This window comes from Nocardia ninae NBRC 108245, assembly GCF_007990755.1.
GTDB lineage: Bacteria > Actinomycetota > Actinomycetes > Mycobacteriales > Mycobacteriaceae > Nocardia > Nocardia ninae.
In genome coordinates this window covers 1-12,364 of record NZ_BJXA01000067.1, presented here as the reverse complement: position 1 = coordinate 12,364, position 12,364 = coordinate 1, and the positions used below count along the sequence as shown (strand labels likewise).

At 67.5% G+C, this 12,364-nt stretch carries 11 protein-coding genes and 1 pseudogene; 4 read left to right on the top strand and 8 right to left on the bottom strand.

Annotated elements, in window-relative coordinates:
- Window position 1: 1 nt before the first annotated feature.
- Complete coding sequence (locus NN4_RS33775) at window positions 2–868, top strand: rhomboid family intramembrane serine protease (protein ID WP_147139839.1); 867 nt, start codon at window positions 2–4, stop codon at window positions 866–868.
- Window positions 869–971: 103 nt separating this feature from the next.
- Here NN4_RS33775 and NN4_RS33770 read toward each other — a convergent pair whose 3' ends face one another.
- On the bottom strand, window positions 972–1,454 hold the full coding sequence (locus NN4_RS33770; RefSeq protein WP_147139836.1) for a PH domain-containing protein: 483 nt from the start codon (window positions 1,452–1,454) through the stop codon (window positions 972–974).
- A gap of 120 nt (window positions 1,455–1,574) precedes the next feature.
- Window positions 1,575–1,838 (bottom strand): cell division protein CrgA, encoded by a 264-nt coding sequence (gene crgA, locus NN4_RS33765; RefSeq protein ID WP_107659880.1) that lies wholly within the window; start codon window positions 1,836–1,838, stop codon window positions 1,575–1,577.
- 171 nt (window positions 1,839–2,009) lie between these two features.
- Here crgA and NN4_RS33760 point away from each other — a divergent pair, with 171 nt between their 5' ends.
- The 3 genes from NN4_RS33760 to NN4_RS33750 all read left to right on the top strand — a co-directional run bounded on the left by NN4_RS33760 (window position 2,010) and on the right by NN4_RS33750 (window position 4,469).
- Window positions 2,010–2,654 carry an aminodeoxychorismate/anthranilate synthase component II gene (locus NN4_RS33760; RefSeq protein WP_135234177.1) on the top strand — a complete coding sequence of 215 codons (645 nt, stop codon included), beginning with the start codon at window positions 2,010–2,012 and terminating at the stop codon, window positions 2,652–2,654.
- A gap of 127 nt (window positions 2,655–2,781) precedes the next feature.
- On the top strand, window positions 2,782–3,909 hold the full coding sequence (locus NN4_RS33755) for a dihydrofolate reductase family protein (RefSeq protein WP_147139834.1): 1,128 nt from the start codon (window positions 2,782–2,784) through the stop codon (window positions 3,907–3,909).
- A gap of 215 nt (window positions 3,910–4,124) precedes the next feature.
- Complete coding sequence (locus NN4_RS33750) at window positions 4,125–4,469, top strand: hypothetical protein (protein ID WP_147139832.1); 345 nt, start codon at window positions 4,125–4,127, stop codon at window positions 4,467–4,469.
- A 291-nt stretch (window positions 4,470–4,760) separates the two neighbouring features.
- On the opposite strand, the gene NN4_RS33745 is transcribed toward NN4_RS33750, so the two are convergent.
- The 6 genes and pseudogenes from NN4_RS33745 to NN4_RS33720 all read right to left on the bottom strand — a co-directional run.
- Complete coding sequence (locus NN4_RS33745) at window positions 4,761–5,180, bottom strand: CBS domain-containing protein (RefSeq protein ID WP_147139830.1); 420 nt, start codon at window positions 5,178–5,180, stop codon at window positions 4,761–4,763.
- A 102-nt stretch (window positions 5,181–5,282) separates the two neighbouring features.
- Window positions 5,283–7,187 carry a Stk1 family PASTA domain-containing Ser/Thr kinase gene (pknB, locus tag NN4_RS33740; RefSeq protein WP_147139828.1) on the bottom strand — a complete coding sequence of 635 codons (1,905 nt, stop codon included), beginning with the start codon at window positions 7,185–7,187 and terminating at the stop codon, window positions 5,283–5,285.
- Window positions 7,184–8,692: a protein kinase domain-containing protein gene (locus NN4_RS33735; RefSeq protein ID WP_147139826.1), complete on the bottom strand. Its 1,509-nt coding sequence runs from the start codon at window positions 8,690–8,692 to the stop codon at window positions 7,184–7,186. Before NN4_RS33735 ends, pknB begins: the two co-directional genes overlap by 4 nt.
- Before the next feature lie 31 nt (window positions 8,693–8,723).
- Window positions 8,724–10,190 carry a peptidoglycan D,D-transpeptidase FtsI family protein gene (locus NN4_RS33730; protein ID WP_147139824.1) on the bottom strand — a complete coding sequence of 489 codons (1,467 nt, stop codon included), beginning with the start codon at window positions 10,188–10,190 and terminating at the stop codon, window positions 8,724–8,726.
- The gene (locus tag NN4_RS33725; RefSeq protein ID WP_147139822.1) at window positions 10,187–11,677 is read right to left on the bottom strand and encodes an FtsW/RodA/SpoVE family cell cycle protein; all 1,491 of its coding nucleotides are present in this window, start codon (window positions 11,675–11,677) and stop codon (window positions 10,187–10,189) included. Before NN4_RS33725 ends, NN4_RS33730 begins: the two co-directional genes overlap by 4 nt.
- Window positions 11,677–12,364: pseudogene (locus NN4_RS33720) on the bottom strand (serine/threonine protein phosphatase); the annotation flags it as partial. The pseudogene NN4_RS33720 and the gene NN4_RS33725, both read right to left, overlap by 1 nt.

The following is a 12,364-nucleotide window of genomic DNA, read 5'->3' as shown; positions in this document are numbered from 1 at the left end:
TATGACCGCCCAGCCGCCTGCGCCGACGTGCGTTCGCCATCCCAATCGTCCGACCGGCCTGGCGTGCACGCGCTGCGGACGGCCCTCCTGCCCGGAATGCCTGCGCCCCGCGGCGGTCGGCCAGCACTGTGTCGACTGCCTGCGGCAAGGGCAGCGTGACGTGGCGCCGGTGCGCACCGTCGCAGGCGCACCGGTGGCCAGGGCGTCGCTGCCGTATGTGACCTACGCGTTGATCGCGATCAACGTGGCGATCTACGCGATCACCGCGGTGCAGGCCCAAAGCCTGATGGCGAACCGGGCCTCGGCGCTGTTCATCGACTGGATGCTCTATCCACCGGCGGTGGCCGGCGGCGAGTGGTGGCGGGTGATCGGCTCCGGCTTCCTGCACTACGGTCCGATCCATCTACTGCTCAACATGTTCGCGCTGTATGTGATCGGCCGGGACGGCGAGCTGGTGCTCGGGCGGCTGCGCTACCTCGCGGTCTATCTCGTATCGCTGCTAGGCGGTTCCGCCGCGGTCATGGTGTTCGCGCAGGACAGCTTCACCGCGGGTGCGTCGGGCGCGGTATACGGCCTGTTCGGAGCGATCACCGTCATCCTGATCCGGCTGCGGCAGAACCCGAATCAGATGCTGATCCTGATCGGCATCAACGTCTTCATCAGCTTCTCGTTGCCGGGCATCTCCCTGTGGGGACATCTCGGCGGGCTGGCCGCAGGCACGCTCGCGACACTGGGCATTCTCTTCCTGCCGGGCTGGTTGCGTGTGAAATCGCAGGAGACCGCACGGCTCGTCGGCTGGATCGCCGTCGCGGCCCTGGCGCTGGTGTCGTTCGGGGTGATCGGCGCCACCGCTATGTCGTTGGCGTGACCCGGCATTCGTGGCGTGTGGCTTCACGTGAAACACGGGATAGCCGGATAGCGCGGCGAAGCACAACGACCGCGTTGCTGCTACTCGCGGGCGGACGGGGTTTTCAGCGGGTGGTCTCGCCGGACAACCGGAGGGTGCGTACCAAGGTGTCGTAGACGTCGTCGGGCCGGGCACCCAGATCCCAGCGGCCGAAGATCAGCAGCCGCTCGGTGCCGTCGTGGTCGACGTCGATTTCCAGCATCGGCATCTTACGGCCGAGGCGGCGGTAGTCCACCACCCTGGCACGGATGATCTGGTCGCGGGTGTATTCGTCGGCACCGAGCAGAGTGCGCACGACCATCCGCGGGTCGGCGCCCGCGACGGCGGTGAGCCGTGGTCGCTGGCGGAAGCCGAGGCCGGCCATCACCAGGAGCCCCGCCGCCGCCAGCCCGATGAGCAGGCGGCTCGCGGCCTCGTTGGACAGGATCGCGGCAACGGCCAGCACGATACCGCCACCGGTCACCGCGACGAGGGCCGGTGTCGGCGTGGTCCAGGCGAGCCGAGGCGTGGCTTCGCGGGGCTGTGGATCGGGAGAATCAGGTGTCACGGGTCACTTTCCCCAAGCACTCCTCGAGTTGTCCACAGGTTCATCCACAGGTGTGCATGAATGACACGTCTGTAATCTAGATGTGGTGCCTGCGTTACCTGGAACAGCCCAGATGTGGTGTCAGCGCCACCGCATGGTCATGATCAGACCGACCACCATGAGGCCGAATCCGATCAGGAAGTTCCAGGCGTTCAGATCACTCATCCAGCTGATGTGATCGGCGGCGAGGTAATAGACGAGCAGCCACACCAGCCCGGCGAGCATGAAACCGAGCATGATGGTGACGTACCAGACCGGCGACGGTCCGGCTTTCACCTTCACCGGCGTCCGGCTGGCAGGGTTGATCGTGTAATCGGTCTTCTTCCGGACCTTCGACTTGGGCATGACGTCCTCGTATTCGGCGTGCAGGTCGGTACCGGCGGGGCAGGCGCGGGTGGTGGTGCGGAGCTCGCTCGCCACGGTGGACGAGGCTCTGGCGCCCTCCGGTGTGCCTCTAGGCTATCCCAACTGGTATTGGATGCGACGCGGTGCCGTGCGGGGACGTAATCTCGGATCATGCGTGTTCTGGTCGTCGACAATTACGACAGCTTCGTCTTCAACCTGGTCCAGTACCTCGGGCAGCTGGGGGCCGAGGCCGTGGTGTGGCGCAACGACGACCCGAACCTGGCCGATGTCGACGCCGTCGTAGCCGAATTCGACGGCATTTTGATCAGCCCCGGGCCCGGTTCCCCCGATCGCGCGGGCGCCAGCATCGACCTGGTGCGGGCCTGCGCCCGGCATACCGTGCCGCTGCTCGGCGTGTGCCTGGGCCATCAGGCCATCGGCGAAGCCTTCGGCGCGACGGTGACCCGCGCGCCCGAGTTGCTGCACGGCAAGACCAGCTCGGTCTTCCACATCGGCGCCGGTGTGCTGGCCGGCCTGCCCGACCCGTTCACCGCGACGCGCTACCACTCGCTGACCGTCCCCGAAGACACGCTGCCCGACGAGCTCGAGGTACTCGGGCGCACCGAATCCGGCATCGTGATGGCCATGCGGCATCGCACCCTGCCGATCCACGGTGTGCAGTTCCACCCCGAATCGGTGCTGACCCAGGGCGGGCACCGGATGCTGGCCAACTGGCTCGGCGTCTGTGGCGAGCGCCCGGCCGAGGGCCTGGTGGAGATGCTCGAGGCAGAGGTCGCCGCGCTGGTGCTGCAGTAAATCGGACGCAGTGTGTGCGACCGGGAGGCGGTGCGGGGACGTGGTCAGCGACCGGGAGGCGTGCAGTGAACGGACGCAGTGAGCGACCGGGACATCAGGGACGCAGTCAGCGACCGGAGGTGCGGCAGTGACCCGTCCCTATGTGCTGCTGTCGGTCGCGGTGAGCGTCGACGGATACATCGACGATGCGAGCCCTGAGCGTCTTCGGCTGTCGGACCCGGCGGATTTCGACCGGGTAGATCAGGTGCGCGCGGACTCCGACGCGATCCTGATCGGTGCCGAAACACTGCGCCGCGACAACCCTCGACTGCTTGTCGACAGCGCCGAGCGCAGGACCGCACGGGTCGAGGCGGGCAAACCGGCGTACCCGCTGAAGATCACCGTCACGGCGAGCGGTGACCTGGATCCGGACCTGAGGTTCTGGCATCACGGCGGCGACAAGCTCGTGTACACCACCGAGGCGGGCGCAGCGCGGCTCGCCGATCGCCTGTTCGGCCTCGCCGAAATCGTCTCGCTCGGCGCCGAACTCGACTTCGGTGCTCTCCTGGACGACCTCGGTCGCCGCGGCATCGGCCGCCTCATGGTGGAGGGCGGCACCCGCATCCACACCACCTTTCTTGCCGCCGACCTCGCCGACGAACTGCATCTGGCGGTCGCACCTCTGTTGGTGGGTGACCCCGCAGCCCCGCGATTCCTCGATGCCGCAAGCTATCCGGGCGCCCCGCACCGCCGCATGCGGCTGGTCGACATCGCCTTGTTCGGCGACGTCGCGGTCTTGCGCTACCGCCCGAAGTCCGAGCCCATGGCGGAGCGCGACACTCGGTACATGCGGCGCGCCATCGAACTCGCGTGGCGCTGCCCGCCGAGCGAGACGGCGTTCTCCGTCGGCGCGGTGATCGTGGCCGACGATGTGGAGATCGCCACCGGCTACTCGCGCGAGACCGACGCGAAGGTGCATGCCGAGGAGTCGGCGCTGGACAAGCTCGACGCGGACGATCCGCGGCTGGCCAGGGCGACGATCTACACCACGCTGGAACCGTGTTCGCAGCGGGCCACCGCGACCCGGCCGCCGTGTACCGACCGGATCCTGCGGGCGGGAATTCCCCGGGTCGTGCTGGCCTGGCGGGAACCCGCGACCTTCGTGACGAACTGCGTTGGCGTGGAGAAGCTGCGCGAGCAGGGCGTCGAGGTGATCGAGTTGACCGAGCTCGCGGCGGAGGCGATGTCGATGAACGGTCACCTCGAGCTGTCCTGAGACGAACCAAGGTTCAGCACGCACTGTCCTACGTCGTTGCGGCGGCTGGAGATTCGTGATCGAACGTCGATGACTGCCAACTCTGGGCTGCCGAGAAAACTTCCGAGTTCGATGGAACCGATTTCGGGCTCGACGCGTCAGATCCTATAGAACACAAGATCTTATAGAACCTGGTGTTGGGGAGCTGCCACTCCCCAACACCCGGAGCTGCACGCATGCAGCAATTCACAGTTCACAACACAGATTGGAACACTTCCATGATAAACCTTCGGAGGCTCGCCGCGAGTGTCGCCGGCGCGTCCGTCGCCGCAATGATGTTGAGCAGCATGGCTGCCGGCACTGCTTCGGCGCAAAGCCTGCTCAAGCCCCCTTTGCACTGCGGGCAGGACGGGCAGTTCACCGAAATCAAAGAAGATGGCTATCCCTACGGGTACCAGTTGTACAAAAAGGATGGAAACACCTTCTACTACATCGTGCACCTTGCGCACGTAACAGGCTGGGTGCCGATCGGGGAAGTAACCTGCATGGCCGGTCCCGGGTCCGATTACCAGCACTACTGAGCAGCATTCAGCTGTTTCGGTGAAACAACCGGCGCCGCAATGCGTTAGGTGGAACCTAAATCACCTGACATCTGCGGCTCTTTGATACCGAAACATCGCGACGGTGCGAGTGCGGCCACGCTGCCGCGCCGATTGCGGCCACGCTGCCGCGCCGATACGCCGCCGCGGGCGCGGCCTCCGGCATCGAGTTTTGCGGCCGAGCAGAATTCGCACACCGGAGGCCTCGTGCTCAGCACACCCACCCGAGTGCAGGTGGAGCCCAGGCCCGGTGGCGAAGTTGCGGTCCGGGGCCTAGGGCCGCCCGTAGACCGCCGTCACGAACTCACCGAGCTGGTTGTCGTCGAGGTGCCTGGCCAGGTCGGCCTCGCTGATCATGCCGACCAGCCGCTTGTTGTCGATCACCGGCATCCGCTTGACCCGATGACTCTCCATCTGGTCGAGCACCTCCTCGACGTCGGCGTCGGCGGCGACCCAGCGTGGCGTGGACTCGCAGAGTTCCTCGGCCCGTGTGGTGGCCGGCGAACGGCCCTGCGCAACGCATTTCACGACTATGTCGCGGTCGGTGATGATGCCGCACATGCGATCGTTGTCGTCGGCGATGACCAGTGATCCGACGCCGAGTTCGGCCATCACCCGAGCGGCCTTCCCGACGGTCTCCTCCTTGGAGATCCACTGCGCACCGGGTTTCATGATGTCCCTGGCGGTAGTCATAAGGCGTCCTCCTCGTTGCTCAGCACTGCTGATCCGGATGGAGCACACCCAATTCTGCCGCTGATCACACCGACCGGTCGGTGTTTCGCCGATACCGCTATCTCACGGCGGGCCGAGGACGCCCACGCCGACCGACACGGTCCCGTTCTTCGGGATGGAACCACTGGCGGACGGCTGCTGGCTGAGGATCCGGCCCACGCTGCTGGTGTCGAAGGTGCCCTGCGGGGACTGACTGATCTGGCTCTGCGTGCCGGTCCAGCCTTCCGCGCGCAGCTTGTCCACCGCCTGCGCGACCGTGAGACCCACCAGCGACGGCATCTTGATCTGATCACTGGACACCTGCACGGTGACCGTTGAGCCCTTCTCCGCCGTCGTGCCGCCCGCGGGACTGGTCGAGAGCACCTCGCCCTTGGGCCGCGACGACGGCACCTCCTGGATCGAGATCTTGAATCCGGCGCTGTCCACCAGGTTCGGCCGGGCAACGTCGATGTCCTGACCGATCACGTTCGGCACCCGGACGGATTCCGGGCCGGAGCCGATGGTGACGACGATGGCCCGGTCCACATCCACCCGCGAACCCGCCGACGGATCCTGCCCGATGACCTTGTCGGTGTCCTGCGTGCTGGACGGCTTACGCACCACATTCCGATCCATTTGCAGATTGCCGTTGCGCAATGCGACCTCGGCCTCCTGCTGGCTCATCCCGTCGAGCTTCGGCACCTGCACCTGGGCCGGGCCGGTGGACACCTGAATGGTGACGTTACTGCCCTTGTCCGCCCGCGCACCGCCGAGCGGTGCGGTGGAGATGACGTTGCCGGTGTCCACCGTGCTGTCCGGTTTCTGCTGGATGGAGACGGCGAAACCGGCCTGCTGGAGCGTGTCGGCCGCCTGTTGCGCGGACTTGCCCGAAAGGTCCGGCACCGCAACCTGTTCCGGCTTGCTGCCCGGTCCGACCCACACCCAGAACAAGGCGAGCAGCACGGCGACACCGGCGGCCGCGGCGACGGCGACATAGATGGAGCGACGCGGTCCGCCGGATTCGGGCGGCCCCTGCTCGGCGGTGTCGTCGTTGCGCTCGACGGTGCGGTAGCTGCGCGGCGCGGGCTCGTTCGAGCCGAAGACGGTGGTGCGGTCCTCGTCGGTCATCACCATCGGCGCGATGGGCTTCTGCCCGCCGAGCACTCGGATCAGGTCGGCCCGCATCTCGGCCGCGCTCTGGTAGCGGTTGGCCGGGTTCTTGCTCATCGCCTTGAGGATCACCGAGTCCAGCTCGCGCGGCACCCCGGGATGCACGTGCGACGGCAGCCGCGGGTCCTCCCGGACGTGCTGGTAGGCGACCGCGACCGGCGAGTCACCGGTGAAAGGCGGCTCACCGGTGAGGATTTCGAACAGCACGCAACCGACGGAGTAGACGTCCGAACGGGCGTCCACCGTCTCGCCGCGCGCCTGCTCGGGCGAAAGATACTGTGCGGTACCGATCACCGCGGCCGTCTGGGTCATCGGGTTGGAGCTGTCGGCGAGCGCCCTGGCGATGCCGAAGTCCATCACCTTCACCGCGCCGGCCCGGTTGATCATGATGTTGGCCGGCTTCATGTCGCGGTGCACGATGCCGGCCTTGTGGCTGAAATCCAATGCGGCACACACGTCCGCGACGACTTCCATGGCGCGGCGCGGCGGCAGCGGCCCCTGGCCGCGCACGATGTCGCGCAGCGTGTCGCCGTCGACGTACTCCATCACGATGTAGGGCAGCGGGCCGTCGTCGACCTTGGCCTCGCCGGTGTCGTACACCGCGACGATGGCCGGATGATTCAGCGCGGCGGCGTTCTGGGCTTCGCGCTTGAACCGCAGATAGAAGGTGGGGTCGCGGGCCAGATCTGCCCGCAGCACCTTGATCGCCACGTCCCGGCTGAGCCGCAGATCGCGCGCCTTGTGCACCTCGGACATGCCGCCGAACCCGATGATCTCGCCCAGCTCATAGCGGGAGGAGAGATTCTTCGGGGTCGTCATTGTTGTCCTTGCGAAGAGGTTTTGGGCGCGCTGGGGGTGGCGGAGCTTCGAGCACTGTTCCCCGGAAATGGTATGTCGATAGTGGGGATTCGGGGCAGGGTCGTCGGCGGTGTTGTTGTCGTCGTCTTGGTACTGCTCGGCGGCGTGGTGGTCGGCGACGGCGTGGTCGTCGTCGGTTCCGGCGTGGTGGTGGTCGGTTCTGTGGTGGTCGGCTCCGTGGTCACCACCGGCGGCGGAACGGGTTTGGGCGTCGTCGTGCTGGTCACCGGCGGCGGTGGTGGCTTCGGCGCCTGCGTGGTCGTGGTGGCAGGCGGGACCTTCGAATCCGGGTTCGTATCGCCACCGAACATCAGGTAGAGCACGATGGCGAGCAGCAGCACCGCGCCCGCGCCGAGCGCGGCCATCCACTTCTGCGTGGTGGTGTACTTCTTGCCGTGCTCCGGCGGCAGCTGATTGCCTCCGGTACCGCTGTTGAGCATCGTCGCGGGCGCACCGGTGCCGTTGGCGTAGCCGGCATTGTTGAGGGCCGCGCCTGCGGGCGTGGAGTAGTGCACGGTCGCGCCGTCGAACTCCGATGGCGTGGAAGGCAATGCGACGGTGGGCCCGGGCGGCAGCACCCGGGTGGCGCCGGTCATCGACATCGACGGGTTGGCCCCGGTCGGGGTCGGCGGCCTGCGGCCCGCGCGCACCGCGGCGACCGCGTCGGCGAATTCGCCGCCGCGCGAGTAGCGGCCCTTCGGATCCTTGCCCATGGTGATCTCGATGAGCTCACGCACGTTGGCAGGCAGGTCGCCCGGCATCGGCGGCGGCGTTTCGCGCACGTGCTTCATCGCTACGGTGATCGCGCCGTCGCCGCTGAACGGCCTGGTCCCGGCGAGCGCCTCGTAGCCGACCACGCCGAGGGAGTACACATCGCTGGCGGCGGTGGCGTCCTCGCCGACCGCCTGCTCCGGCGCGATGTACTGGGCGGTGCCCATCACCATGCCGGTCTTGGTCACCGGCGAGGCGTCGACCGCCTTGGCGATGCCGAAGTCGGTGATCTTCACCTGACCGGTCGGCGTCACCAGGATGTTGCCCGGCTTCACGTCGCGGTGCACGACGCCGGCCCGGTGCGCCACGTCCAGCGCGCGACCGGTCTGCTCGAGCATGTCGAGACCCTGGCCCACCGAGAGCCTGCCGAGCCGGTTCAGCACCGTGTTCAGCGGCTCGCCCTGCACCAATTCCATGACCAGATAGGCGGTTTCACTGCCCTGCGGGTCGGTGGTCTCGCCGTAGTCGTAGATCCCGGCGATGCCGGGGTGGTTCAGCTGGGCGGTGGTCCTTGCCTCGGTGCGGAACCGTTGCCGGAACGTCGGGTCGGCGGAGAACTCCGATTTGAGCACCTTGACCGCCACCCGGCGGTCCAGCCGGGTGTCCAACGCCTCCCAGACCTGGCCCATGCCGCCGGTCGCGATCAGGCGCTGCAGCCGGTACCGGTCGGCGATCATCGCACCGTTGTTCAGCATCCCCGTACCTTCACTCGCACATCCATATCGTTCAGCCCCCTCGCAGACCGGCGTCCAAGACCGCGCGTGCGATCGGCGCGGCCACCTTGCCACCCGTCGCGCCGAGAGCCCGGTCGCCGCCGTTCTCCACGATCACCGCGATGGCGATCTTCGGGTTCTGCGCGGGCGCGAAGGCGATGTACCAGGCGTGCGGTGGGGTATTGCGGGGATTGCTGCCGTGCTCGGCGGTGCCGGTCTTGGACGCGATCTGATAGCGGGAAGACCTGCTACCGCCGGTGTTCTCCTCCGACGCGATCATCAGATTCGTCAGCGATGACGCTACCTGGGCATTGAACGCTTGGCCCAGCGAGACCGGCTTGGTCTTGGACAACTCACTGAGGTCGGGCCCCTGCAGTTGGTCGACCAGGTGCGGCTCCATCCGGACGCCGCCGTTGGCGACCGTCGCCGCGATCACCGCGTTGTCCAGCGGGGTCAGCGCCACGTCGCGCTGTCCGATGCTGCTCTGGGCCAGCGCGGCGTTGTCCGGCATGGTGCCGACCGTGCTCTCGGCGACCGGGATCGGGATGCCCCGGTTCTCGCCGATGCCGAAGGCGGCGGCCTGGTCCTTGAGTTTCGCGGCGCCCACCTTGACGCCGAGTTCGGCGAACGCGGTGTTGCAGGAGAGCCGGAACGCTTCGTAGAGCGAGGCGCTCTGGCCGCCACCACAGTTGGAGCCGTTGTAGTTCTCCAGCGTGGTGCTTGTGCCGGGCAGCGTGATGTTCGGCGCCGCGGTGAACTGATCCTCCGGCGTCGCGACGTTGTTCGCCAGCGCGGCCGCGGTGACCACCACCTTGAAGGTGGAGCCGGGCGGATAGGTCTGCGAGACAGCCCGATTCAGCATCGGCTGCTTCTCGTCGGCGCTGAGCGCCTCCCAGGTCTGGGTGCCGCGGGCGCCGTCGTGGCCGGACAGCTGGTTCGGGTCGTAGCTCGGGGTGGACACCATGGTGAGGATCCGGCCGGTGCTCGGCTCGATCGCCACCACCGAACCGGTGTAACCCTTGCTGGTCAGCTGGTCGTAGGCCACCTGCTGCATGGCCGGGTCGAGGGTGGTGATCACGTTGCCGCCGCGCGGATCGCGTCCGGACACCATGTCGACCAGTCGCGAGCCGAACAGGTGGCTGTCGGAACCGTTGAGCACCGAATCCTCGGCCCGCTCCAGCCCGTTGCTGCCGTACTGCATCGAGTAGAAGCCGGTGACGGGTGCGAACGCCTCGGGGGAGCTGGGGTAGGTGCGCAGGTACTTGTAGCGGTCCTCGGTGGCCACCGAGTTGGCGAGCACCGTGCCGCCCGCGGAGATCTGCCCGCGCTGGCGCGAGTACTCGTCGAGCAGCACCCGGGAGTTGCGCGGGTCGGTGCGGTAGTCGTCGGCCTTGATCACCTGGACGTAGGTCGCGTTGACCAGCAACGCGACGATCATCAGCATCACCGCGATGGCGACCCGGCGTAGTGGTGTGTTCACGTGGCGGGCCCCGCTTCCGGTCGGCCCGCGTCGGGCTTGCGCAGCAGCTCGGTGGTCGCCTCCGCGATCGGGGCCGCGGGCACGCTCTTGCGGGCCGGTGCCGGCGCGCGTGCCGCGTCCGAGACCTTGATCAGCAGCGCGAGCAGCGCGTAGTTGGCCAGCAGCGACGAGCCGCCGTAGGACATGAAGGGTGTGGTGAGACCGGTCAGCGGAATCAGTTTGGTGACACCGCCGACCACGACGAACAGCTGGATCGCGACCGTGAAGGCCAGGCCGGCGGCCAGCAGCTTGCCGAAACTGTCGCGCACGGCCAGGGCGGTGCGCAGGCCGCGCACGATGAACACCAGGAACAGCACCAGCACCGCGGTGAGCCCGATCAGGCCGAGCTCCTCACCGATCGTGGTGATGATGAAGTCGGTCTTGGCGAAGGGCACCTGGTTCGGGCGTCCGCTGCCGAGGCCGGTCCCCGCGAGCCCGCCGGTGGCCAGCCCGAACAGCGATTGGGAGATCTGGTAGCCGGTGTTGTTGTAGTCGTCGAACGGATGCAGCCAGGTCTGCGTGCGGATCTTCACGTGCCCGAAAGTCTGGTAGGCGAAGAAGAATCCGAGGGTGAGCAGCGCGCCGCCGATCACCAGCCAGCCGACCCGCTCGGTGGCGATGTAGAGCATCACCAGCACCGTGCTGAAGATCAGCAGCGAGGTGCCGAGATCCTTCTCGAAGACGAGCACGCCGACGCAGACGATCCAGACCACCACGATCGGGCCGAGGTCGCGCCCGCGCGGAAACTCCATGCCGAGCAGGTGCTTGCCGGCGGCGGTGAACAGATCGCGCTTGGCCACCAGCACCGAGGCGAAGAAGATGATCAGCAGGATCTTCGAGAACTCCGCGGGCTGGATGCTGAATCCGGTGATCTTGATCCAGTTCTTGGAGCCGTTGATCTCGGAGAAGCGGCTGGGCAGCACGGCGGGCAGCGCCAGCGCGATCAATCCGATCAAGCCGAGGGTGTAGCCGTAGCGGGCCAGCGTGCGGTAGTCGCGCAGCGCGATCAGCAGCCCGATGAACACGATCATGCCGAGGGTGGTCCACAGGATCTGCTGGTTGGCGTCGGGAGACGGCATCGGCCAGGAGTTGTAGACCGCGTTCTGCTCATCGGCCAGGTCGAGCCGGTGGATCAGCACCAGTCCGAGTCCGTTGAGCAGCGCGACGATCGGCAGCAGCAGCGGGTCGGCGAAGGGCGCGAACCGGCGCACCGCGAGGTGGGCGACGCCGAACAACGCCAGAAAAGCCAGGCCGTACTTGGCGATATCCCAGGTGACCGACTGCTCTTGGCTGGCCTCCACCAAAAACAGTGAGGCCGTGGTGATCACCGCCGCGCCGGCCAGCAGCAACAGCTCGGCATTGCGTCTGGTGCTCGGCGGTGGCGCGGGAGCGAAGCCGCCGGGAGGACTGGGAAAGGCCCCAGCGGACGGCGGTGCCGGCGCGGACATCAGTCCGTCACCCGGCAGTTCTCCCCCGCGATCTGGGGGTTCGGCGGAACCGGTGCTTCCGACTTCGTCGGTGTCTTGAGATCGGTGCCCGCGTCACCGTTGCCGGGGACGGGCGGAGCCGGCGGTGCGGGCTCGGAGGTCGGGGCGGCCGCGGTACTCGGAGCGGCCGGTCCGGGCGGCGGTGGCTCGGTGGTCGGCAGCACGCCGGGCTGGGGCACCGACGTCTTCGCCGGGCACGGCGGCAGCAGCTCGCCCTGCGCGATGGAGCGCATCTGGTCCTTGGCCCGGTCCAGCGAGCCGGGCGGCAGGCCCTTACCGACCTGTTCGCGGCCGGTCTGCTTGAGATCGGTGACCTTCAGCTGCTTGCACGACGACGGCAGATCGCCGCCGGGGTCGACCAGGGACAGTTCCCCGGTCTTGGTGACGCAGCCGACGAGATTCACGTCGTGGATCGAGTATCCGAGCACCGAGCCGGGTAACCCGCGCAGGATCACCACGGAGCCGTTGTCGGCCCCGACGTAGTAGTTGCTGCGAATCATCTTGTAGCCGACCAGCAGTCCGACACCGACGGCCAGCACCAGCGCGAACGCGAGAACGAACCAGCGCAGTTTGCGCGCCTTGCCCTTCGGCTCCGGCTCGGGTGTCGCGGCGGCCCGGCGCGGCGCGGCCCGCGGCGGGCGCATGGCC